Here is a 23620-nt window from a genome sequence, read left to right as displayed (position 1 = left end):
AAAGAAAGTGTCGCGAAGCGGAGGTCTCCGACCGTGCTCAGGCCAGTTCGACCAGGGGCGGGGGCTCGTGGGCGCGCAGAGGGGGCAGTGGGGCGTCGTAGCGCTCGATGTCCACCAGGACATGCTGGCCGGTCGTGCCGCGGGCAAGGGTGGAGGTACCGGCGTCGGTGGTGAGGACGTTGGGGTTGCCGTGGCCGCACATCGACGCCGGGTCGGCCGGGTCCACGGGGTCGTACCAGGCGCCGGTGGCGAGCTGCACGACCTGCCGGCGCAGTCCCGCATCGAGGACGACGCCGGCCAGGCAGGAGCCGCGGTCGTTGAAGACCCGGACCACATCGCCCGCGGCGATGCCCCGGTCGGCCGCGTCGGCCGGGTGGATCCGGATCGGTTCGCGGCCGTGGACCTTCGAGGCCATGCTGGCGGCACCGTGATCCAGCTGGCTGTGCAGTCGGCTGGCGGGTTGGTTGGCGATGAGGTGCAGCGGGAAGCGGGACGCCCGCTCACCGCCGAGCCATTCGGTGGGCTCCAGCCAAGCCGGGTGGCCTGGACAGTCGGCGTAGCCGAAGCCGTCGATCGTCTCGGAGAAGATCTCGATGCGGCCGCTCGGGGTGGGCAGGGGGTGCGCGATCGGATCGCCGCGGAAATCAGCCATGGCGACCACGCCCTGAGCGGTGGGCAGTTCGGAGTGGCCCGCGGACCAGAACTCGGCGAACGACGGTGCGGTGAAGTCGACTCCGGCGGCCCATTTCTCGTACATGTACTCAAGCCATTGCCGGGCGCTGCGGCCCTCGGTGAACTGTTCCCCGAAGCCCAGCCGTTCGGCCAGTGCGGAGAAGGTGTCGTAGTCGTCGCGGGAATTGGCATACCGCGGGGCCATGGCCTGCATCGCCACCAGGCGCGGATCGTTGTGGCTGCACCCCATGTCCTCGCGCTCGTACGGCGTGGTGGACGGAATCACGATGTCGGCGTGCTTCGCCATGCCGGTCCAGTAGATCTCGTGCACCACGACGGTATCGACCCGGGCCAGGCCCTGCCGCAACCGGGCCAGGTTCTGGTGATGGTGAAACGGGTTGCCGCCCGCCCAGTACACGCACTTTATGGTGGGCAGAACGATGGTCGTCCCGTTGTACTCCAGCTCGCTGCCGGGGTGCAGCAGCAGATCGCTGATCGCCGCGACCGGAATGAAGTCCGGTACGGGATTGGTGCCTTGCGGGAAGGTCGGAAGACGGCAGGTGACCGCCGGGGCACCGACCCCGCCGACGCCGAGGGCATGGGCGAAGCCACCCCCGGGCAGGCCCATCTGCCCGAGCATGGCCGCCAGTGTCACCGCCATCCACACGGTCTGCTCACCGTGCTCGGTGCGCTGGAGCGACAGGCTGGTGGTGATGAGGGAGCGGCCGGCTGCCAGCTCGCGCGCCAGGTCCCGGATGTCGTCGGCGGCCAGTCCGCACAGCGCGGCGGCCCATTCAGGTGTCTTCGGGACTCCGTCGGCGCCCAGCAGATACCGCTCGAAGCGGTCGTATCCCGTGCAGTACCGCGCGAGGAAGCCGGTGTCGGCGAGTGATTCGGTGGCCAGCACATGGGCGAGCGCGAGCATGATCGCCACGTCGGTACCCGGGATCGGCGCCAGCCAGCGGCAGCCGTCACCGAGGGGACCGGCGAGTTCCTCGATGTCGTCCCGCAGGGGGCTGAACGACACGACGCGTCCGCCACGGGAACGCAGGCGTCGCACCATCTCCCGATCCGGATGGTCGGAATTGCCGCCGGCGCTGACCTTGGTGTTCTTCAGGGGCATGCCGCCGAAACACACCAGCAGATCGGTGTGTTCGGCGATGACGTCCCAGGTCGTGCCGTAGGTGAGGGGCTCCATTCCGTCGATGCCGAGCACGTGCGGCACGATCACCTCGGTGGCGCCCGCGCTGTAGCTGTTGCGGGAAGCGGTATAACCGCCCAGCAGGTTCAGGAAGCGGTGCACCTGGCTCTGCGCGTGATGAAAGCGCCCGGCGCTGGCCCACCCGTACGAGGAGCCGTAGACAGCGGAATTGCCGTAGGTGTCGACGACCCGGCGCAGCTCGTCGGCGAGCAACTCGGTGAGCCGCTCCCACGACACCTCGACGAACTCGTCCGACCCACGCCGCGAGCTGGGCCCGGGACCGTCCTCGAGCCAGCCGCGCCGCACCGCCGGATTCGCGATGCGGGAGCGGTGCCGCACCGAGCCGGGCAGGTTCCTCAGCTGCGGCGCCGGATCGGTGTCCGTGTCGAACGGTCGTACCGCGGTGATCTCGCCGTCGGCGACCTCGGCGGTGAACGACCCCCAGTGCGCCCGTGATGAAAACGTCATCGCCACCTCATCGAGAGTCCTCAAGATGCGGTTGTTCGGTCTGGGACCGGTCGGCCCGGCCCGGAACGTCTCGAGCCGACGAGCCCGAGGAATGTGGCGCGAGTATGGAGTGCGCCGCCAGTAGCGGGATGTGACACATCCTGAGCACGACGACGAAGTTCAGGCAGTCGGTGCCGTGCCCCATGGAAACGTCGAACATTCGCTCGACCAACCCCCCGATCATGGCGGGCAACCTTGACCACGGCCAATCGATCCGCTGTCGGACAAGCCGTCGATCGCAAAGCTGAAACATATCTATCGAACGAAAGAAAGTCAACCAGCAGATGACGGTCGCCCGACGCCGGCATCCGCAGCTCGCGACATCGGCCCGCGTCCGCCGCCTTGACAGCCGCGACAATCCGGCCGAATACTTTCGATCGCTTGATATAAATCGGCCGTCGATGAGGACTCGCCATGCATATCAACACAGCGCTCGATCGCGTCTCGGAGGTCTCCACCGGGGTCGAGTTGGCCGGGACCGCGCCCCCTCACCTCGACTTCCCGCTGGCGGAGTACGCGTTGCGCTACGCACGCGTCGTCGCCCTCATGGACCTCGCCGAACTCGATGTCCTGGTCCTCACCTCGGAACAGTCCACGCGGTATCTCTCCGGCTACGAGTCGTTCATCTGGACCGGAGCCGGCCGCTGGCTGCCGGGATCGATGGTCGTCACGCGGGATCCCGCGGCCGCACGACTCGTCATCGCGAGCCTCGACGCGGGGGCGGCGGGCGGCACTTCGTGGACGGCCTGCGAACCGTACGCCAGGCCGGAGGAGTTCGCGCCCACGATCGTCGACTACGTACGCAAAGCCGTCGGTCCCGGCGCCCGGGTCGGCATGGAGCTCTCCCCCGGCTCGGGAACACACGCCCCCATCGGCGCCGTCCAGCACCTGTTGGATGCCTGCGCGCCGGTACGCGACGCGGGCGCGGTGCTGTCCACCGTCCGCATGCTCAAGAGTCCGCTCGAAGTCGACCGGCTTCGCACCGCGGCGCAGGCGGCGGTCGCGGGGTTCAACGCCGCGTTGGACAAGGCCTGCGCGGGCACCACCGAGGAGGAACTGGTCTGCGCGATCACCAGCACCATGTACCAGAACGGCGCGGTCCCTTCAGGGATGCCCCCGTTCCTGAACGTGGTCAGCGGCCCCGGACGCTACCCGGTGGCCAACGCCCCGGCGAGCCTGAAGCCCCTGGCCGCGGGTGACACCGTGTTCGTCGACGGCGGCGCTCCCGCGCGCGGCGGGTACATGTCCGACCTCATGCGCATCGCCGCTGTCGGGGAGGTCGGCGCCGACGTGACGGCCTGGATGGACGCCGCCGTCGCGGCCAACACCGCCATGCGGGCCGCGGCGCGCCCCGGTGTCAAGGCGAGTGAGCTGTACGAGGCGGGCCGCGCCGTGTACGAGGGGCGCGGGCTCGCGGACTTCACCGGCACGGTCTCCGGGCACGGGATCGGGCTCGAGGTCTGGGAGCGCCCGCTCATCGGCCCGCATGACCATGATCCGGAGGAGGACGCCCGTCTTCGCCCAGGGATGGTGCTGTGCGTCGAACCGCTGCTGGCCCCGGTCGACGACGGAATTCTGCAGGGCCTGTTCTGCGCCGAGGACACGATCCTGATCACCGAGGACGGAGCGGAGCTCCTGTCCGAGGGACTGGATCGCGACCTCCGCCGCCTTCCCTGAGCCGGCCGGACGGCCCCGGCCATGTTCTCGACCGCACGACAGAAACTCGGTACTCCCGGATCTCCAGTCCCGGATGGGCGGTGGTGCAGGTGGCCCAACGATCCGCAAAGATGTCGGGTTGAATGTCGCCATGACGAAGCGACCTTCGAAGAGGGCGGCAGACACGCCGGACCAGGAGCTGCCGTCGCGCACCGAGGACACCCGGCTCGGTCGACTGGTGACCGGTGCGCTCGAGACGGCGCTTTCCGAGTCGACGAGTGCGCGCAAGCAGCCGGCCAAGAAGCTGGGGCGGCCACGCAAGATCGAGCAGTCTTTCGAAGGAGACCCGAGGGAGGAGATACTGGCCGCCGCGGCGACCCTGTTCGAGAAGGCCGGGTTCGCCGGCACGACCACCCGCCAGATCGCGACGGCCGTCGGGCTGACGCAGGGCGCGATGTTCCACTACTTCCCGACCAAGGTCGACATCCTGCTCGAACTCGTGAACCGCACGGTCGATCCCGCGCTGGAGTACCACGAGAAGCTCCAGGCGACACCGGACCTCGGCCCGGTCGAGCGGCTCTGCCTGCTCTCCTACCGTGACGCCCTGGGGATTTGTTCCGCCCCGCACAACGAAGCCGCACTGGCCACCCTTCCCGAAGTCCAGGGAGGCGAGTTCGCGATCTTCTGGAAGAAGCGCGAGCGGCTGCGCAACGCGTACCGGATCCAGCTCACCGCCGGAACCGCTGACGGATCCTTCATCTCCGACGAGGACGAGCGCGGTCTGTTCGAGATCGTCTGCGCACTGGTCGAGAGTTCCATCTGGTGGTTCCGGCGCGATCAGGACGACGCCGACCACGCGGCGAGGCTCGTGACCCGCAACGTCCTTCGGCTCGTGCTGCCCGACTCCAGCTCCGTGTCCGCCGTCGTCGAGTCGATCCTGGACCGGTTCGCGACCGACCTGCCCGACTGAACCGCTTCACCCGCGATCTCCACCCGGCGATCCGTTAACCCAGGGCAGAGGATTTATTTCAGTCGACCAAAAAATCGACCGGGGTCATCGAACCCGATCGCCCCACAGGAGGCTGTGCATGACTACTGCTGCCCATTCGGCTCTGCCGGCGGGTGCGATCACCCGCGACCACCCGGACTACGCCGAGGCCTGTCACATCTGGAACGCGGACGTCACGTTGCAACGTCGTCCCCTCGCCATCGTGAAGTGCAAGTCGGTCGAGGAGGTCCAGGCCACGGTCCGCTACACGGTCGCCAACGGACTGCCGCTGGCGGTGCGTTGCGGCGGCCACAGCTTCCCCGGCCACAGCATCTGCGACGACGGCGTCGTGATCGACCTGACACCGCTCAACGACGTCGTGGTGGATGCGGAAGCCCGTCGGGCACAGGTGGGCGGCGGCGCGCTCTGGCGCCACGTCGACCAGGCGACCCAGAAGCACGGCCTGGCCGTGACGGCAGGCGTCGTGTCGCACACCGGCGTGGGCGGCCTGACGCTCGGCGGCGGCGTCGGCTACCTCCACAAGAAGTTCGGCCTGACCTGCGACAACCTGCTGTCGGCCGAGCTTGTCGACTACCGCGGCAAGGTTCATCAGGTCGATGCCGAGTCCAACCCGGACCTCTTCTGGGCCCTGCGCGGTGGCGGGGGCAACTTCGGCATCGTCACCAGGTTCGAGTTCCAGCTCCACGAGGTCGGACCCGAGGTCGTCACGGGGTGGATCGGCTGGCCGTTCGAACAGAAGGCCGACGTGATGAGGATGTACCGCGACGCGGTCGCCGGGGCTCCGCCGGAACTGCTGCTGCACATGCTCGTCTTCCCCGCCGGGATCTACGGGACCGATCTCGTACCCGAGGAGCAGTGGTACAAGCCCATGATCGTGATCCGCCCGAACTACGTCGGACCTGTCGACGCATGGGAGCGGGACGAGGTCCTCCAGAGCGTGCGCTCCTTCGGCTCGCCGCTGATGGACACCATGGCGCCGACGACCTACGTGAAACTCCAGTCGACGTTCGACGAGCTGTTCGGCCCGGGCAACTCGATCTACATCAAGGTCGCGAACCTGCGGTCGATGGACGACGACGTGGTCGACACGCTCGTCGAACAGCTCGACAACCGGCCCAACGACGACTGCGAGTTCGAGATCTTCCCGTTGGGCGGCGCGGTCTCGGACGTGTCCGCGGACGCCACCGCGTTCGGCGACCGCGAGTCCCAGTTCCTGTGCGAGTGCGTCTACAGGTGGGAGGACCCGAAGGAACGCGAGGTCGGCATCGCGTGGGCGCGCGGGGCGTACCGAAGCGTCGGCCGGTTCAGCACGGGCATGGCCTACATGAACTTCCTGGCCGACGACGACGAAGGGACCGTGGCGGCCGCCTACGGTGGCGCCCACTGGGACCGACTGCGCCAGATCAAGCGGAAGTTCGATCCAGACAACGTGTTCCGGATCAACCAGAACATCAGCCCGGCCGAGGACTGATCTCCGCCGGTTCGAGCGGGTGACGCCGTACTCCCGGGCACACCCGTCCGATCCTGCTTCCACTCCCCCTCTCCCCCTCTCGGTCACGCCGGCCGTTCGCCGGGCGCAGTCGGTGGCGACGGCTGCCCGGCGACCGGTGGTGCCTCCGAGTCCGCCACCACGGTTGGAGGAACCGTGAAACTGCTCTGCATCTGGCCCGAGCCGCTCGATCCGGCGAGCGAGCACATCGCTCTCATGGCCCAGGCCGGACAGGCGATCATGCGACCCGGCGACTCGTTCACCCTGCTGCCGATCGCGTCCGGGCCGTCGGAGTACTACGAGTCCGAGGTCGGGTTCGCGATGTGCGTGCCGGGGCTGCTCCGCGCGGTCCTCGAGCACCAGGACGACCACGACGCGATCTTCGCGGGCTGCGCCGCCGACCCCGGTCTGCGCGCCATGCGCGTCATCGCGAAGGTCCCGGTCGTCGGTGCCGCCGAGTCGGCCGCCGCGACGGCCCAGCTCGTGTCCAGCCGGTACGGCATCGTCACCATCCTCGACGAGGTGGTGGCCGACCTGGAGGGACTGTGGAGCTCGATGGAGGTGCGGTCCCGCCTGGTCGGCACCAACGCGATCAACCTGGGCCTCGAGGAGTTCACGGATCTCGAACAGAACATGGCCGCCGTCCAGCGGTGCGGCGAGAAGCTGCTCGCGCAGGGAGCCCAGGCGATCATCCTGGGCTGCCTGAGCTTCGGGCTGACCCATCCGTCCATCGCACCGCTCCTGAGTGATCGTCTCGGCGTGCCGGTCATCGATCCGCTGCGGGCGAGCGTGGCGGCGGCCTACGCGTGCGAGACCCTCGGGGTGCGGGTCAGTCGCCGTTGGGTGCCGCCGTTGCCGTCGTTCCAGGACAAGACCGTCCTGGGCACCTACCTGAGTTCGCTCCCGACCGCACAGCAGCCGGCCGGGGTGTAGCCCTCGCGCTGCAACAAAGTAAGGAGTGGGGACATGTCTCTGTCCAGCGAGCGGCGTGTGGGATTGATGTTCACCGGAACTCCGTCGGTGCCCGAGATGGTCGACGTGGCGCGGAGGGCCGAGCACAACGGTTTTGAGTCCATCTGGGTCGCGGAGACGCGGATCACGCGTGACGCCTTCGTTCCGGCGGCCGCGATCGCGCAGGGCACCACGACGATCCGCGTCGGCACGGGGATCGTCAACGTCTTCACCCGCAATCCGGTGCTCCTGGCCACCAGCTTCCTGAGCCTGCACGAACTCGCGCCGGGGAGGACGGTGATGGGTCTCGGCAGCGGTTCCGAGACGGTACTCAGCCAGCAGGGATTCGACTACCACAAGCCGCTGACGAGGCTTCGGACGTACTCGGACGCGATCGGCCGGCTGCTGCGCGGTGAGTCCGTGACGCTGGACGAGGGACCGGTGAGGCTTCGTGACGCCCGGATCGAGGACGTCGTCTCCTCCGACGGCCAGGCGCTGCGGGCCTACCTCCCGCAGTACCTGGCGGCCAACGGGCCCAGGACGCTGCGCTTCGTCGGCGAAACCGCCGACGGCTTCCTCTCGGATGTCTGCCTGCCCACGGAAGTCTTCGAGGAGAAACTGGAGATCGTGCACGAGGCGGCGCAGAAGGCCGGCCGGTCCACCGAGGACATCGACATCGGTGCGGTCGTGCTCTGCTCGCCACACGAGGACGTACAGGTCGCCCGGGATGCCGTACGCCCCGTGGTGGCGATGTATCTGGGCTGGACCGGTGGCGTGGGCGACGAGCTCGGGCTCGATCCCGCGTTCGTCGAGGAGCTCAAGGCCGCGCTCGACGAGGGCGGCCCGGTGGCCGGCGCGGCCCTGGTGCCCGACGAGCTGGTCGACACGCTGACAGTCGCCGGCGACCCGGCGACCTGCCTCGACCGGATCGACGCCTATCGCGCCGCCGGCGCTGATTTCGTCGTCCTCGCACCGGTGGAGACGGCGATCGATGAGACCGTGCGTCTTCTGGCGCCGAGCGACGTCTGACGTAGGGCATCCACGTACAGTCGCGCATCCACGGACAGACGACGAAGCCGATCGCCGTGTGCCCGCGACCCTGGTGGTGGGTCGCGGGAGGCACGGAGTCCGCCGTGGGACTCCCTCACCGTGCGCGCGCAGCCGATCCCTTGGAACAGATCGTCTAGTAACCGGGATCGACGGGCGGGATCGTGCCGAACTGCTCGAACAGCTCATGCAACGGCTCGGCGTACCAGACATCGGCGATCCTGCCGTTCTCCACCCGGAAGATCTCCATGCCGACCATGGAGACCTGGCGCCCGGTCGGCGCGACCTTGAGGAAGGTGCCGTCATGGGTGCCGGTGAACCGGAACCTGGCGGCCACCAGGTCACCTTCCGCGAGGAGATGCACGACCTCCTCGTGGAAGTCGGAGAAGCCCTCCCGGTAGGCCGTGACGGCCCGCTCGACCGCGCCACGGCTCCTCAGAACCCCGGCCTCCGTCGGCTCTTCCGTCAGGAACTCCCCCGTGAACAGGTCGTCGACGATGTCGAGGCGGCCCTGGTTCAGCAGTTCCTCGTAGTAGCGGGTGACAACCTGCTTGTTGCTTTCGAGTGCGTCCATGCGGCGGACCCTATCCCTCCCATCTATTTCGTTCAATCGATTGATAAATATTCGGGACTGGCTCAGGATGTACGCACCCGGCCGCCGCGTTCCAGGGAGAAACACATGTCCACCACGTCTCTGACTGATTCGACCGTCGTCGTGACCGGCGCCTACGGCGGCATCGGCCGCGCTCTCGTCACCGACCTCCTGGAGCAGGGCGCCCAGGTCGTCGCGGCCGACATCGTCGCCGACAAGGGCCCGTGGTCCGGGAGCCCCGACCCGGAGAACCTGCTCTCCCATCACGTCGACATCAGCGACTGGCGCTCCTGCGAAGCCCTCGCGAAGGCCACTTACGAGCGCTTCGGCTCGGTCGACGCACTGGTCAACAACGCGGCGATCGACGCCCCTCCCGGGCTGGCCTGGGAGATCACGGAAGAGCACTGGGACCGGCTCGTCTCGGTCAACCTCAGTGGCGCCTGGCGATGCACGCGGGCTTTCCTGGACGGGATGCGCGAGCAGAAGCACGGGCGCGTCGTCATGATGAGCTCGATCACCGCTCGGCACGGAAGCGCGCGGTACTCCCCCGCGTACGCGGCCGCCAAGGCCGGACTGATCGGGTTGACGTCAGGGCTGTCCGCGCAGTTGGAGGCCGACGGCATTCTGGTCAACGCCATCACACCGGGCGCGACCGGTAACACCGGCACACCGATGACCCCGGACGAAGCCGCCTCCCTCGACCGGGACTTCCCGCTGGGCGTCGGCGGCACCCAGCCGGTCGTCGACGCCGTGAACTACCTGCTCGGCCCGTCGGGGTCCTGGATCAGCGGCGCCGTCCTCAACGTGACCGGCGGTCAGCTGCGCGGCATCTAGGCCATGGCCGCCCCGTGCAAAGGCGGCTGGGCACCGTGCTGGTGTCCAGCCGCCTTTGCGGGCGAAAGCTGACAGCCCCTGCGTAGGTGATCGGCCCTGCTGGGCAGCTCGGATCCCGCTGCGACGCGATCACCGCGCCACGCACCTCGCCCCGGGATGATCACGGACCGGACAGCACGTGACCACGCCGAAGCCCCGCGCACTCGGGCCACCTCAGTCAGGCCCTCTTCGCCCGTCACAGCCCGACCTGCTGAATTCCCCATCCAGGAGAACGCAGCGACCCGCTCCCATCATGACCACCGGAGGACACGTGGCCGGAGCGGCGCCACCCCAGCCACGGCTGTCGAAGTGATCCGCATGGGTCCCGGTTCGGCTAACCGACGGTCGCGTTGTGCCGGTCGAAGCGGAACCCGACAGGAAACACCGGGTCCTCGGTGTCCGAGGCGGCGTCGGGGGCCGAAGCCTCGATGGCCTCGGCGGACTGAGGGATTTCGAACGGCAGAACGCCTTCCGGCGACAGGGGCCCTGTGAGCGCGGCCAGATAGGCTTCGTCGGAGCAGCCATAGGACGCTGTGAGGGTCGAGACGACGGGAAGCAGCGGCGCCAGCAGGGCCGGGCGTTCGAGGAAGACGTCCAGGATCACGGGGACGCGCTGAGCGACACTTTGAAGATGCGTGACGAAGCCCTCGGTGAACTCCAGCGAGCCGGCGTGGAAGCTGCTTTCGAAGTAGTAGGAGTTCCGCGGGGTGAATGGTGCTTCCGCACGGATGATCGCCACATCTGCGTCATCGAGCGAGTCCACAGTCGTGATCCCGCTCGTCAGGGACCTCACGTCGATGCCGTCCACCCATACCCGGCTGCCGGCAGGCAGGCGCCCGTTTCGGAGCGCAGCACCGTCGTCCTTGAGGAGGGTGACCGACCGTGCCTGGGCTTCGAACCCGGCTGTCATGTCGGTCCGGGTCCCGACGAGGTCCTCGACGGCTGATTCGTCGACATACGGGTTGTCGAACAGCCCCAGTCGGAACTTCACGCGAAGGAGTCGGCGTACCGACTCATCGATGCGTGAGAGTGCGATCTCGCCTTGCTCGACGAGGTCGATCAGGAGGTCGGTGCACGTCTCACCACCGAACTGATCCACCCCGGCGTCGATCGCTTTGACGATCCGACGACGGGCGTCGAGGTCCTCGACGCCCCACGCGCGAGCCGGGAGGACGAGATCACCTTCCGCGTCCTGGTGGATGAGACCCCAGTCGGTGACGACGACCCCGTCGTAGCCGAGTTCGGTGCGCAGCAGGCCCTGGATGACGTCGTGGTTGAAGCCGAAACCCACCTCCTCGATCGCTCGCCCCTGCCTCGTCAGTCCCACGGGCATGCCGTAGTACGGCATCATGTTCGCGGTGCCGGCGGCGATCGCGGCACGGAACGGCTCAAGGTGCATCTCGAACGCGCCGCTCGGGTAGACCTGCTCCCGCCCGTACGGGAAGTGAGGATCCTCACCGTCCTGCTGCGGCCCCCCGCCGGGGAAGTGCTTGGTGGTCGCAGCGACGCTGTCCGACGAGAGCACATCGCCCTGCAGACCTCGAACGTAGGCGGTCGCGAACGCGGTCGCGCGCTCCGCATCGGCGCCGAAGGTCTGCAGCTGTCGTCCCCACCGGGGTTCCGTCGCGAGGTCCACCTGCGGGTGGAGAGCGCTGCGGATGCCGACAGCCAGGTATTCGCGCCGTACGGCATCCGCGAAGGCGCTCACCGTCTCGACGTCGTCCAATGCGGCGAGCCCCAGCGACTCCGGCCACTGCGAGAACCCCTGGGAGCCGAACGACACACCCTGGGTACGTACGAAGGAGTGCCGCGGGTCGGTCGAGACAGTGACCGGGATCCCATGTCCCGTCTGTGCGGCAAGTGCCTGGACACGGTTGTGCCAGCGGGCGATCTCCAGCGGGGTGCTCGCCGAGTCGATGTTCACGTGCGTGATCATCTTCCGGCTGATCAGATCGGTCGTCGAACCATGGAACGCTCCCGACGGCGCATCGACGAGCGCACCACCGGGCCCCGCGGGAACGGCCGTCTGGAACATCTGGCCGACCTTCTCGGCGATCGTCATCCGTCCGAGCAGGTCCTCTATCCGCGTCTCGATCGGCAGGCTCGCGTTCTGGTACGGCGTCATCATCGGACTCCACGGATGGCGAGCAGGGATACCGCCCCCGCGATGACGAGGACGATCGCGATCGGGAAGAGGGCGAAGTAGCCGCCGAACACCGTGACGATGGCACCGCCGATGCCGATGCCGATGGTCTGCGGCAGCGTCATGGTGATGTTCACGATGCCAAGGTCCTTGGCGTAGTCGTCCGCGGACGGCAGCACCTGCGTCACGAGCACCTGGTCGACCGCCGTGTACGCGCCGAAGCCGACGCCTGAGAGGAACGAGAAGACCAGCATCGCGTTCTCGGTGGGCCAGATCATCGGCGGCACGAAGGACGCCGCGAGGATGACCGACGAGATCGCGACCATCGGCTTGGTGCGCTTCATCTTGTCCACGACCGTCCCTGAGAACGGCGTCCCGACGAGCGTGCCGACCAGTCCGACGAGGCTGAACAGGGGAATGGCGTCCGTGGCGTTCTTGCCCAGTCCGACGTAGGACTGCAGGAGGTAGAGGGTGTAGGTGGTGAGCGGGAAGTAGCCGACGGCGAGCAGGAACCGGCCGGCGAAGGCCCATGCGAAGTTCGGGTACTTGACGGGGTTGACCCAGAACGTCTTCAGCAGCGCGCGAATGTCGAGCGGTGGCTTCGGCTCGCCCTTGTTGGATTTCCGGACAGCGTGCGCGAAGGTGACCGTGGTCGCGAGGACCAGTACTCCGATCAGCGTGTAGCCGATGAAGATGTGGTCGGAGAACCACGCGCCGAGGGTCTGGCCGAACAGCAGACCGACCACCTGGGTGGTACCCATCACGGACGAGAACAGTCCGCGCAGACGCGGCGGGACACGGTCCGGGATGAGCGCGGTGACCGGGGTGTAGACGATGTTCGTCGCGATCTGCATGAGAAACCAGTACGCGAGGAGCTCCGGGATGGAGGTCGCGAAGGCCATGATCATGCCGAGAGCGAGCGTGGCGCCGCCGCCGATGAGGACCCAGGGCCCGCGGGGGCCGATACGGCTGCGGGTACGGTCGCTGAGGGCTCCGGCGATCGGCGCGCTGAGCATCGCCGCGATCGCTCCGACGCTCACGATCAGGGACAGGGATCCGGCCGCGCCGTTCGGGTCGATGCGCTGCACCTGGAGTCCGAGGAACACCGACTGGACGGCGCCCCAGAGTACGGCCGTGGACGTGCAGGCCAGTCCGAACGCGATTAGCGGCCACCACAGTCGCTGCCTGCGCAGCGACCCGTCGCTGTCCGTGACCGCGTCAGCGGCTTCGACGATGTGCGCGTCTCTGTGAGCGGCCAGCGGTTCGTTCGAGGGGAGAGACATAGGAGCTACTTTCTTGCAGGCGCGTGGTTCGTGATGTGGCGCGCAGAGATGGCTTCCGCGGCGGAGGACGTGCGACACGGCGTTTTCACCATGATCCGAACTTCCTGTCGAGCCAGGTCATGAGCACGTCACGGAGCGCCGCTCCGGGGTCGTCCGGGTAGAGCAGCCTGTTCCAGACGGCGTCGAGACGCGCGAGCTGCTCGTCGTCGAGGTCGACGCCCACCACGGTGTCGTCGATCGGGAGGTGTGGGAAAGCCGGCTGGTATGCGGGGTCACGCGTCAGCGGGGCCGGGTCGAGCGTGTAGGGCTGCTCGGGCAGGTCGGCCGCGCCCGCGTCCGAGTAGATCGACGCCGCGGTCCGGTCGTCCTCGTCAAGCGCTTCGGTGACGACCACACGGATCGGCTTGTAGGAGTAGTTGCTCGCCATACCGAGGTCGTCGCCGCAGACGTTCTGCACGGCAAGGAGGTCCTGATAGGCGTACAGCTCGATGTAGTCGCCCGGCAGCGACGTGTTGCGGAGCACGACCGCACCGAGGGTCGTGGCGCCTTCCTCGAAGGTCTGGAAGATGTTGAACACGTCGTGGAGTTCGTAGGGCTCCAGGCCGTATTCACGCTGCGCTTCGTGCTGCATCTGCTGGCAGTTGAGGTGCGCGCCGGATGCGAAGTACTTCGCGTAGAGCATCGCGTCGCAGGGAGCGGAGAACAGGGTGTCGGAGTGTCCGGTGCTCTCGATGATCGCCGCCAGTGGCCGGTGCCAGGGCGCGCTGGACCAGATGATTCCGCCCCGTCCGGGTTCGTTGCCCTCGATCATGCGGGTCAGGGCGACGTGCATCCGCTCATGTCGGTTGCCCAGGGCGAAGAGGTTGAGGTCGACCGTCTGGCCACCCTCGACCTGCTCGATGCGGAGGATCTGTCCCTTACGGACCTCGACGGCCTTGCCGTGACCCGGTTCGATCACGTACGCGGCCACCACTGTCCGCACCGGGGGAGCGGCGGGCTCGACGAGATCGGCTGCGACAACCTCGTCGCTGTCCGCGACGGACAGGGCCGCGAGCACCAGCTCGGCGTATCGGCCCGACGCGTCGTCGACATGGTGGTCGATGTAGGCGAGCTGCTGGTGGTTCAGGAGGACGTCGATCGTCGGCATTGGCATCGCACTTCGGGGAGGAGCAGGCAGCACGCGATCGACGCTCAGAACGCGGCGGACGCGGGCCGGTTTCGGGACAACCGGCCGAGTCAGTGCAGGGCGCATCGATTGCGGTGACGTTTCCAGTATGTTTCCACTGGATTACGCCACCGGGGCCGGGCCAGATCAGCACCACACTGCTCCAATGCGCCCCCAACCATCTTGGCGGTGCTCCGGCCCTGAACGAATGACCGCATACTCGTTCTCGGAGAGGAGTGAACGTGACGAGCGAGTTCCAGGACCGGGAAGGGCAGGCGCGACGCGCATTCGAGGCCATCCGCCGTCCGACCCGGCCGAGCGTCGAGCGCGGGTCCATGTCCAAGCGCGTGGGACGGCTCTACGACCTCATCCGTACTCGCTACGCGCTCTCCGGGGACGACGATCTCAAGATCGCGGAGCAGGCGATCGTCGACGCCTCGGGCGCGAGCCGCAACGCGGTGCGCGCCGCTCTGTCTCTCCTCGCCGATGAAGGCTTGATCGCCCGGCAGACCCGCACGGGGACAAGGCCGGTGCCGCTCGCCAGGATCGCCGTCGATGAGTGGCAGGAGCTCGGAGCCTACGATCCGAACGAGCCGGACCGTGTCGGTTACATCGCGGTCGGCCACGAAACCGAAGAAGCGAATCCGCTCCTCGCGGAAGTGACCGATGTGCCGGTCGGCACTCCCACCCTCGTCGTCGAGTCGTTGCTCTGGCATCGCGGAAGGCGAATCGGACTGCTGACCTCGTACCTTCCAAGACCGTCTGGTATCGATTCCGGCGGCACCATCCATGACATCACGGCACTCCTCCGCGCTGCCGGCCCGCTCTCCCCGTCACAGACCCTCACAGGCGCTTCCGCGGCGGAAGACCGTGCCGCGTCGCTTCTCGGTGTTCCGCCCGGGTCCCCGCTCGCATGGGTTCAGGACCAGATTCGATCAACGAGTGGCGAGTTCGTCGCACTCAACTACGTCCGAGTCCGACCCGACCGGGCGATTTTCGAGCTCACCCTGAAGAACTCCTTCGGCTCGGACTCCTGACGATCGCGCCTCACGGCGCGGGTCCCAGGCCGTGCATCCGTCGCCGTGCAGTGCTCCGATGCCTGGACGGCCTCCTTGGCCTCACCGATGAGGGCGATGGCGGCCCGCAACCTTGGGCAATCTCGCGTCAGCGAGGTCGACGAACCGCGTTCAGTGGCCCTGGAAGACGACCGTGACCGTCGCGGTAGGCAGAGCTTGGTTGGCCACGATCAGGTCGGCTTCTCCGGCCTCGGGCGATTTACCAGGCCCGCGTCGTCCTCCAGAGCTCCCGAGTCGCGTAGATCGCTGCCCATGGGCCGTTTGTCATTGCGTTGCTCCGGCCCGCGATTCAGCCGAGTCATTCCCGGATCGTCGACATGGGTCGGACACCGTCGAACGGCGGTGACGGCCGATCCTGACCATGCGGCAGCGACACCACCTGGCGACGGAGGGAGTGGCAGGATGGTCCGCAGGATCTGTGAAGGGACGACGCGGGCGTGAACCACGGCGACACCCGCGGCAGCCGCGCCGCTGCCGTCGACGACATCGACCGTGCGCTCCTGGCTCTGCTGGAGGGCGACGGGCGCATCTCCTACAAGGAGATGAGCGAGCGGGTCGGCCTGTCGAGCCAAGCCGTCAGCGCACGGGTCGCCCACCTCATGGAGCGTGGCACGGCCAAGGTGATCGGCAGCATCGCGCCGGAGGTACTGGGCTACGACAGGTTCGCGACGGTCGGGATCCGCGTCGACGGTCCGATCGAAGGAGTCGTAGCCGCACTCGTCGCCGATCCGGCGACGGACCTCGTGGCGATCACGGTAGGTGACATCGACGTCATCGCCGAGGTGGTGTGCCAGGGTGAATCAGAACTCCTGGGGGCCCTCGACCGGATCCGGTGCGTGCCCCATGTCGTCTCGTGCGTGACCCACAGCTATCTCGAGATCTTCAAGTACGCGTACGCGCGAGAAGGAATCCTCTCCGTCGCTGGAACAGCCTTGCGGGGCCCGGTGGCCACCATCCCGTTCGCTCTCGACGAGACGGACAAGAAGATCATCGAGACGCTCCGCACGGACGGCCGCGCGAGCTACAGCTACCTTGCCGCCGAGGCCGACACGACCTACGCGACGGCACGCCGCAAGTACCACCGGCTCGTCGAATCCGGGGTTGTCCGTATCCGCACGGTCTTCAACCCGACCCGCCTCGGTTCCGAGGAAGTGGTCGCCGTGTTCATCGACGCCGTCGGTGATCTCAAGGACATCGGCAAACGCCTCGCGGAGCTGTCCGAGGTGACCATCGTCATGTCGACGATGGGGCCGTGCGACCTGATCGTCGAGGCGGTCTGCGAGGACATGGCCTCGCTCGCGGACTTCCTCGGCACTCGGCTGCGTGCCGTCCCTGGCATCGTGTCGGCCAACGCCTACCCGCTGATGCGGGTCGAGAAGCTCGCCTACACCTGGGCCGGATAGCCGCCCGAAAATCACCCCTGCCGAGAACCGGCGCACCCTCGTGCCGTCGCGTCGGCGCCTCGACGCACAAGGGAATAACACAGACGCGCTCCCAGGCCGGGAATGTTTTCAGATGTGGCCCGGTTGACCGATCTGATGGCGCTGATACGACGGCTCGCACGGAGTTTTTCGTCATCGTTCACCGCGGAGCGGTACCTGATCGCTCCCTGCACAACCCGAGAGGCACGACTGATGTCCCACTACGTTGACTTCGTGATCAAGGTCCGCGAAGAGGCGCTCGATCACGCGAACGCCGTGATCCAGGAGACCCTCGAGGCCACCCGGACGTTCAAGGGCAATCTCTCCGCGACGGCCCTGCGCAGCGCCGAGGACGCGACCGTCTACAACCTCCTGACGGTGTGGGAGCAGAGCGAGGACCATGCGGCATACGCGGCCTTCCGCTCCACCGAGGAAGGTGCCGCGGTCGACCTGGCCGCGCTGCTCGCCGAAGCGCCGACGAGCGGCCACTGGGACGCCTTGCCTGCTTCGTAGCCTCAAGGCGACTTACGGCCCTGTGCCGTACCGGGGCACACCGTTGTGACGCACTCTCATCTATTCCCACGAGCAAACAATCTGGAGGACTCCATGGATACGAATCTCACGAACAAGAAAGCGCTTGTCACCGGTGGTGCGCGGGGTATCGGCGCGGGCATCGCCCGTACCCTCGCCGCCCGGGGAGCCGACGTCGTCATCACCTACTCGGCGTCGAGCGAGCTGGCCGAGAAGGTCGTGGCGGAGATCAGGGCCACGGGCAGGCGTGCGTACGCCGTCAAGGCCGACGCGGGCAACCCTGACGAGGCCCGTCAGGGAGTGCGGGACGCCGTCCAGCACCTCGGGGGCCTGGACATCGTCGTGAACAACGCCGGCAACGGATGGTTCGAGCCCTTCATGGACGCGTCCGACGAGCACATCGAGAGCACTCTCGACGTGAACATCGGCGGCGTCCTCTACACCACGCACGAGGCGCTGAAGCACCTCGGTGAAGGCGGGCGCGTCATCTCGATCGGCAGCGTGGTCGCCGAGCACGCACCGTTCCCGGGCCTCACCGTCATCGCGACCGCGAAGGCGGCTCTGGTCGGGTTCACCAAGGCGCTGGCGCGTGACCTCGGGACCCGGGGTATCACCGTGAACGTCGTCCAGCCGGGTCCCATCGACCCTGACGGCGTGCGCGCCACGGGAGAGCTGGCCGTCCTGACGTCGCCGACCTCGCTCGAGCGTTTCGGCACTGCCGAGGAGGTCGCGGAGATGGTCGCATGGGTGGCCTCGGACGCGGCCGCGTTCGTGACGGGAACCGCCCTCACCGTGGACGGCGGATGGACGGCATGACCGCCCCCTCCCCCGTCAAGGTGGATGTCTGGTCGGACATCGTCTGCCCTTGGTGCTACATCGGAAAGCGCAGGTTCGAGGAGGGCCTGCGTGAGTGGGGTGGCGCCGTGGAGGTCGAGTACCACTCCTTCGACCTGCTCCCCGACACACCCGAGGACTTCGCGGGAACACCGATCGACTACCTGGTCGACATCCGCGGAGTGGATCGGGACGCGGCGATCGGCATGGCCGCCCAGGAGGAGAAGGTCGCCAAGAGCGTCGGGCTCGCATTCGACTACGCGAGCGCGCGCCACGCGAAGACGACCAAGGCCCACCAGCTCCTGCACTTCGCGAAGTCACAGGGCAAGCAGCTGGAGGTGGCCGAGCGGCTCTTCGACGCCTACTTCGTCACGCGGAGCGATATCGGCGACACCGAGAACCTCGCCCGGATCGCCGAGGCGGCGGGACTCGACTACACGAGCGCCCGCACCGCCGTAGAGGAAGGCGCCTTCGACGAGGCCATCCAAGGGGACCTGAAGGCCGCCGCGGCGTTCGGCATCCGTGGGGTGCCGTTCTTCGTCCTCGACGGAAAGTACGGGATATCCGGCGCGCAGGACCCTCGGGTCTTCGCCGAAGCTCTGGCCCGGGCGGCGGGCGAGAGTGACGTGGAGGGGTAACAAGGGCGGGATCGCCGGCGGCGGTGGGCGATCCGCCTGCGAGGCGACCGACACCTTGCCTCCCCGACGCCTGTTCCGCCCCGCGACGGGACAGGGGCGGCAGGCAATCGGGGATCCGGAACCCGTACGTCGAGAGCCAGGGTCCCGCCGCTACCGCGCGTCCGGCAGCGCGGTGGTCACGGGAACGATGCCGGGAAACGTGTCCCCGTACTCCGCGACCGTCGTGGAGACGATCGCCTCCGTGTCGACGCGTTCACGGAGCACGATCTTCAAGACGGTGCGCGCGACGAGTTCCGCGGTCTCCCGCGGCGATTCCCGTGCTCGGTCGAACCATCGCACCGAGCTCTCGGTGAGGGCGCAGACCAGTGTGTTGAGCCGCGCCGGGTCGTCGTCCTCGAATTCACCGGACTCGACTCCCGCGCGGATCACCTCCTGGTAGGAGTCGACGAGCACCTGGCGTTTGCGCCAGTAGTCGTCGAACATCGGCTCACGGGCCTCCGGCAGGAACATGAGGGCCGCTTCGTTGTACGGCCCCGAGCACAGGGCCAGCGCATCGAGGTAGTTCAGCAGGCAGAGCCGCTGAGTGGTCGACACGTCCAGGTTCTGAAGGTCGGCGACATAGCTCAGCGCTGGTTCGGTCGTGCGGTCGAGCAATTCGGCCAGGATGTCGGCCTTGGTCGGGAAGTAGTGGAAGATCGAGCCCTGTGTGAGCCCGGCGGCCGCGGCGATCTCACGGGTCGACGTGCCCGCGAAGCCCGCTTGCTCGAAGAGTCTCGCGGCCGCCGACAGGATCTGCTCGCGCGGGTCGCCGTCGAAGTCGGGCGCCACCTTCCGGGGTCGACCGACCCGTCGCGTCGTACTCATCCCCGCGTGCCTCGCCTACGTCGACTCTCGACCGATGAGCGCCTGGAGCGGGGCGTCGGATGTCGGAGGGCCTTGGCCCAGGACGCTTTCTATCAGTCGAATGAATGAAATCGACTTCATCCTATCTCGAACGCACCGCCCGGTCGGGCGGATCAGGTACGCGGAAGCGAGGCCTGTCCGGCACCCGGGAGGGTGCCGGACCGACGAAGGGACCGCCTCGCCCCGTCGACGTACAGGCCGTTCGCTCGGCTGTTCAGCCTGATCGGGGACGCGCCCCGGCGCTGACGGCCGGAGCGACCTGGATCCGGTCGATGTTGGGCGCGTACGCCGCGCCATTGCCGAACCTGATGGTGTTGACGCCGGCGTGCAGCGTCACGTCGACCGTCGTGGTCCAGTAGTTGGACCAGCCACGGGTGTTGCGGAAGTACACGCGCTGCGGGCTCGCGCCTTTGACGGTGATGTCCGCGTACCGGTTGATGATGTTGAAGTCGTTGCCCCCGTCCCCACGGTTGTCGCCGTTGGTGTAGGTCACGACCATCCGGTGGAGGCCCGAGGTCCGCGTTGTGACCCCGTTGAACTGAAGTGTGTTGGCGGTGCCGTTGCCCAGCCAGTGCACGTACTCGCCGCCGGACGCGGCGGTGTCGGACGCGGTCACCGCGGTGCCGCTGAGGGTGTTGGCCGGGTTCTCCGCCTCGTAGCTCCCGATCACGCCGGAGGTCGACGGGGTCACGTCGATGGAGTCGACGGCGATGTCGTCACGGTCGTCACGCGTGTAGGCACCGTAGTTGATCCTGTTGATGCCCTGGGTGAGGAACATCCTGACCGTCCTGGTCCTCCAGGTGTTCCAGTTCGCCGTGCCGGAGAGCGAGAGGTCGGTCAGACGGGACCCGTTCACCGTCACGCGGGTGGTTCTGGCGGCGGGGGTTCCTCGGTGCGGGCCGGCCGAGTAGCGGAGGGTCACGTCGTGGTACCCGTGGTCGGGGGCGGTGACGACGAAGTTCGTGCTCGCGTCGCGCGAACCGGCGTAGCCGTCGACGAAGGACGTCCCCGAGTAGCCGGTGCCGGCTGCGTACTTCACCCGTGCGCTGCCGCTGAGATCCGCGTACTCGGCCTCGTACCTGGTGGGTACGTCGGCCACGGTGCGGTCCGTGTCGGGCGTGACGATCATCTGGTACGCGGAGGAGGCGGCCATGTTCGCGACGGGGACGGTGATCCGACCGTCGGTGACGGTGTAGTCGCCCTCCTGCACCACTCGGGGCCTGCCCGACGGATCTTCCGTGCCGGTGCTGTCGGTGGCCTGGACGATCGCGTGGACCCTGCCCTTGAAGTACGGGGTGGAGGCCAATCCGTCGACGACGACGTCGGTGTCGCCCGAGGAACCGCCGAAGACGACCCGCACCTGCTTCTTGGCGGAGTCGAGGGTGGCGATGCCCTGGAGCGCGCCGTTCTGGGTCGGCGGGGTGACGGTGACCGTCTTGCCCGTCATCTCGCCGTACCAGTTGTAGAGCCACCAGGCGCCGGTCGCCTCGTTGTTGTGGGTCGACAGGCCGTTGAGGGTGCCCTCGGTGACCCAGTACGCCAGGTCGCCGCTCACCTTGGTGTTCTCCAGCCGGGTGATCCACTGGATGAGCTGACCCGGTACTCCGAGGTCGCCCGTGGACCGTGCGTACTCGTTGATGACGATGGGGAGTTCGGGGAGCCCGAGCCGCGATTCCATGGCGCGGTAGTGGTCGTAGTGGTTGTAGTAGTCGGTGAAGAAGTCGTTCTGGAGCTCGTGCCAGGTGACGATGTCCGGCACGACGTCGTTCGCCTTGGCGTAGGCCATGAACTCGGAGAGTGCCTCGCCGCGGTAGATGGCGAAGTTCGGTCCCGCGATCTTGGTGGTCGGGTCCAGTGCGCGGATGCGCTGGTAGACCGTCTTCCAGTCCTCGAAGAACCTCTGCCGCGTGGCCGCGTCGCTCGCCAGTCCGTCGTACCAGATCAAGTCGGGCTCGTTGAACGGGACGTAGACGTACTTGCCGTAGTTCGGGTCGGCCTTCACGTCGGCGACCATGTCGTCGATCTTGCCGAGGTAGTCGTTCAGGCCCAGGTTCTCGTAGGGCCAGACGCGGTACATGTCCTGGAGGTAGATCTGGATCTCGCTGATGCCGCTCGCCACGTATCGGGGGGCCACGTCGAAGGCGTCACCGCTGGGGTGCTGGAGACCTACCTGGGGCTTCTGGGCGGCCTGCTGCGGGTGCAGCGGCTGGAGCAAGTTGTCACTTGGAACTCCAGGGTTGCCCAGGCCGTAGAGAAAGCCCGTCGCACCGTGCGCGATGTCACCGGTGCTCCGCGACAGATCGACGCCTAACCGGGGTTCGGCCGCATAGCTTGCGCTGGGGAACAGAACTCCGCCCGCCATGAGCACGATGGACAGCAGGCCGATGGTGATCTTGCGTCTCACGCTTGTGAACCTTTCAGGCCTCTGATGACCCGTCGGCTGAAGCGGCTCCCGAGTCAGGCACACCGCGCCCCCTCACCGGCTGAGCCACCGTTCACCGCCGACAGATCTCTGATGGTCTCCTCGTGTCCGTTGCCTTGCCCTCTCTCAGAGCCCTCACCTCGAACCGGCGGTGAGGACGATCCGGGACGCCTCGCCTGGCGCTCCCCGGTGCGGTGGTCTCCCGAGAACGGGCCTGGGCTCCGGAATCGCGGATGCCGGAGCGGCCCCGACAAACGACGTGTGACCGCTCACATTCCTGGAAGGAGTGTGAGCGGTCACAACATCGGTGCGCAAAAGTGGTGCGGAAAGTCGAAGGGGTTCCGCTGGGCGTGCGCCCTTTGTCACAGCCGGGCCGGGCTCGACCGCCGGCCTCAACGAAGCGGCACATGCCTCTCGGTCGCGGGCTTCTCGAAGGCCTCGATCAGTAGCCGGGCCATGTTCGTTCCCATGTCGTCGACGATGGTGCGGCCCAGGTCCGCGGTCGATCCGCTCGGGGACGAGAGGGAACCGGTCTCCGGCAGGCCGGTCGGGTCCTGCGGGAACACGTCGTACGGCGGGAACGTCACGTACTCGGCTTCCTGGACGCGGTCCTCATGGACCTGCTCCTCGGCGATGTGCAGCATGGCCGAGGTCTCCAGGACACCGGCGTGGGCGAGGTCGAGGGGAACGTTCCCGCTGGTGGCGTCGACCTTCCGCCAGACCTCGGGCGACACGGCGTCCCAGCACATCATCGCGACGATCCGGGCGTCCGAGCCCGCCTGGACGATCTCCTTCGACACCTGCTCGCACGCGTCGACGAGGTACCAGGTGTTCTCGTAGTGGGCGTTGATGACGGCGATCCGCTTGGCACCGTGCCGTATCAGGGACCGTACGACGTCGGAGACGACCGCCACCAGCGTGCTGGACTGGAGGGAGATGTTGCCCGGCCAGTGGTTGCCGGCGGCGCTTCGGATCTGCGACGCGTAGCCGTAGGCGATCGGCGGAGCGATCAGGAAGTCGCCGTGGTCGGCGGCGACCCGGCACGCCGCCATGACCTCGACCGTATCCGTCCCGAGCGGGAGATGGTGCCCGTGCTGCTCGTTGGCACCGACCGGCACCAGTACCGTCGCCCCGGCTTCCAGGCGCTCGGCGTACTCCGACCAGGGGAGCTCCGCGAGCATGTTGACCGTCATGTTCTCAACCTCTT

19 protein-coding genes and 1 pseudogene are annotated in these 23620 nt (G+C 67.6%); 11 read left to right on the top strand and 9 right to left on the bottom strand.

Annotated elements, in window-relative coordinates:
• Nucleotides 1-37: 37 nt before the first annotated feature.
• Nucleotides 38-2341 (bottom strand): molybdopterin-dependent oxidoreductase, encoded by a 2304-nt coding sequence (locus ACFY1L_RS22165; protein WP_388826722.1) that lies wholly within the window; start codon nucleotides 2339-2341, stop codon nucleotides 38-40.
• A gap of 453 nt (nucleotides 2342-2794) precedes the next feature.
• On the opposite strand from ACFY1L_RS22165, the gene ACFY1L_RS22160 reads away from it, so the two are divergent.
• The 5 genes from ACFY1L_RS22160 (at nucleotide 2795) to ACFY1L_RS22140 (ending at nucleotide 8514) form a co-directional block, all read left to right on the top strand.
• Complete coding sequence (locus tag ACFY1L_RS22160) at nucleotides 2795-4057, top strand: M24 family metallopeptidase (RefSeq protein WP_388826719.1); 1263 nt, start codon at nucleotides 2795-2797, stop codon at nucleotides 4055-4057.
• A 130-nt stretch (nucleotides 4058-4187) separates the two neighbouring features.
• A complete protein-coding gene (locus ACFY1L_RS22155) occupies nucleotides 4188-5006 on the top strand; it encodes a TetR/AcrR family transcriptional regulator (RefSeq protein ID WP_388826716.1) in 819 nt (272 codons plus the stop codon).
• Between the two features lie 118 nt (nucleotides 5007-5124).
• A complete protein-coding gene (locus ACFY1L_RS22150; RefSeq protein ID WP_388826713.1) occupies nucleotides 5125-6516 on the top strand; it encodes an FAD-binding oxidoreductase in 1392 nt (463 codons plus the stop codon).
• A gap of 174 nt (nucleotides 6517-6690) precedes the next feature.
• Nucleotides 6691-7467 (top strand): aspartate/glutamate racemase family protein, encoded by a 777-nt coding sequence (locus ACFY1L_RS22145; protein ID WP_388826710.1) that lies wholly within the window; start codon nucleotides 6691-6693, stop codon nucleotides 7465-7467.
• Between the two features lie 33 nt (nucleotides 7468-7500).
• Entirely contained in the window at nucleotides 7501-8514 is a 1014-nt protein-coding gene (locus tag ACFY1L_RS22140) for an LLM class flavin-dependent oxidoreductase (protein ID WP_388826707.1), read from the top strand.
• 154 nt (nucleotides 8515-8668) lie between these two features.
• On the opposite strand, the gene ACFY1L_RS22135 is transcribed toward ACFY1L_RS22140, so the two are convergent.
• On the bottom strand, nucleotides 8669-9106 hold the full coding sequence (locus ACFY1L_RS22135) for an ester cyclase (RefSeq protein WP_388826704.1): 438 nt from the start codon (nucleotides 9104-9106) through the stop codon (nucleotides 8669-8671).
• A 105-nt stretch (nucleotides 9107-9211) separates the two neighbouring features.
• Between ACFY1L_RS22135 and ACFY1L_RS22130 the strand changes: the two genes are divergently transcribed.
• On the top strand, nucleotides 9212-9958 hold the full coding sequence (locus ACFY1L_RS22130) for an SDR family NAD(P)-dependent oxidoreductase (RefSeq protein WP_388826702.1): 747 nt from the start codon (nucleotides 9212-9214) through the stop codon (nucleotides 9956-9958).
• A 373-nt stretch (nucleotides 9959-10331) separates the two neighbouring features.
• On the opposite strand, the gene ACFY1L_RS22125 is transcribed toward ACFY1L_RS22130, so the two are convergent.
• The 3 genes from ACFY1L_RS22125 to ACFY1L_RS22115 all read right to left on the bottom strand — a co-directional run bounded on the left by ACFY1L_RS22125 (nucleotide 10332) and on the right by ACFY1L_RS22115 (nucleotide 14570).
• Nucleotides 10332-12122 carry a glycoside hydrolase family 3 protein gene (locus ACFY1L_RS22125; protein WP_388826699.1) on the bottom strand — a complete coding sequence of 597 codons (1791 nt, stop codon included), beginning with the start codon at nucleotides 12120-12122 and terminating at the stop codon, nucleotides 10332-10334.
• The gene (locus ACFY1L_RS22120) at nucleotides 12122-13423 is read right to left on the bottom strand and encodes an MFS transporter (RefSeq protein WP_388826696.1); all 1302 of its coding nucleotides are present in this window, start codon (nucleotides 13421-13423) and stop codon (nucleotides 12122-12124) included. Before ACFY1L_RS22120 ends, ACFY1L_RS22125 begins: the two co-directional genes overlap by 1 nt.
• 85 nt (nucleotides 13424-13508) lie before the next feature.
• A complete protein-coding gene (locus ACFY1L_RS22115) occupies nucleotides 13509-14570 on the bottom strand; it encodes a DUF1989 domain-containing protein (protein ID WP_388826693.1) in 1062 nt (353 codons plus the stop codon).
• A gap of 260 nt (nucleotides 14571-14830) precedes the next feature.
• On the opposite strand from ACFY1L_RS22115, the gene ACFY1L_RS22110 reads away from it, so the two are divergent.
• A complete protein-coding gene (locus ACFY1L_RS22110; protein ID WP_388826690.1) occupies nucleotides 14831-15625 on the top strand; it encodes a GntR family transcriptional regulator in 795 nt (264 codons plus the stop codon).
• A 150-nt stretch (nucleotides 15626-15775) separates the two neighbouring features.
• On the opposite strand, the pseudogene ACFY1L_RS22105 reads toward ACFY1L_RS22110, so the two are convergent.
• A pseudogene (locus ACFY1L_RS22105) lies at nucleotides 15776-15966 on the bottom strand (DnaB-like helicase C-terminal domain-containing protein); the annotation flags it as partial.
• A gap of 135 nt (nucleotides 15967-16101) precedes the next feature.
• Here ACFY1L_RS22105 and ACFY1L_RS22100 point away from each other — a divergent pair.
• From ACFY1L_RS22100 to ACFY1L_RS22085, 4 genes are all read left to right on the top strand, one after another.
• Entirely contained in the window at nucleotides 16102-17067 is a 966-nt protein-coding gene (locus tag ACFY1L_RS22100; RefSeq protein ID WP_388826687.1) for an Lrp/AsnC family transcriptional regulator, read from the top strand.
• A 231-nt stretch (nucleotides 17068-17298) separates the two neighbouring features.
• Complete coding sequence (locus ACFY1L_RS22095; protein WP_388826684.1) at nucleotides 17299-17598, top strand: antibiotic biosynthesis monooxygenase family protein; 300 nt, start codon at nucleotides 17299-17301, stop codon at nucleotides 17596-17598.
• A 93-nt stretch (nucleotides 17599-17691) separates the two neighbouring features.
• Nucleotides 17692-18432, top strand: coding sequence for an SDR family oxidoreductase (locus ACFY1L_RS22090; protein ID WP_388826681.1), 741 nt, complete (start codon nucleotides 17692-17694; stop codon nucleotides 18430-18432).
• Nucleotides 18429-19088 (top strand): DsbA family protein, encoded by a 660-nt coding sequence (locus ACFY1L_RS22085; RefSeq protein WP_388826678.1) that lies wholly within the window; start codon nucleotides 18429-18431, stop codon nucleotides 19086-19088. The genes ACFY1L_RS22090 and ACFY1L_RS22085 overlap by 4 nt, the downstream gene beginning before the upstream one ends.
• 150 nt (nucleotides 19089-19238) lie before the next feature.
• Here ACFY1L_RS22085 and ACFY1L_RS22080 read toward each other — a convergent pair whose 3' ends face one another.
• The 3 genes from ACFY1L_RS22080 to ACFY1L_RS22070 form a co-directional block, all read right to left on the bottom strand.
• Complete coding sequence (locus tag ACFY1L_RS22080; protein ID WP_388826675.1) at nucleotides 19239-19952, bottom strand: TetR/AcrR family transcriptional regulator; 714 nt, start codon at nucleotides 19950-19952, stop codon at nucleotides 19239-19241.
• A 253-nt stretch (nucleotides 19953-20205) separates the two neighbouring features.
• Nucleotides 20206-22395 (bottom strand): hypothetical protein, encoded by a 2190-nt coding sequence (locus ACFY1L_RS22075; RefSeq protein ID WP_388826672.1) that lies wholly within the window; start codon nucleotides 22393-22395, stop codon nucleotides 20206-20208.
• A gap of 410 nt (nucleotides 22396-22805) precedes the next feature.
• Nucleotides 22806-23606, bottom strand: a complete 801-nt coding sequence (locus tag ACFY1L_RS22070; RefSeq protein ID WP_388826669.1) for a creatininase — start codon at nucleotides 23604-23606, stop codon at nucleotides 22806-22808.
• Nucleotides 23607-23620 lie beyond the last annotated feature (14 nt).

Source organism: Streptomyces sp. NPDC001663 (assembly GCF_042893105.1).
In the GTDB taxonomy this organism is placed as follows: domain Bacteria; phylum Actinomycetota; class Actinomycetes; order Streptomycetales; family Streptomycetaceae; genus Streptomyces.
This window is presented reverse-complemented; position numbering and strand designations above follow the sequence as displayed.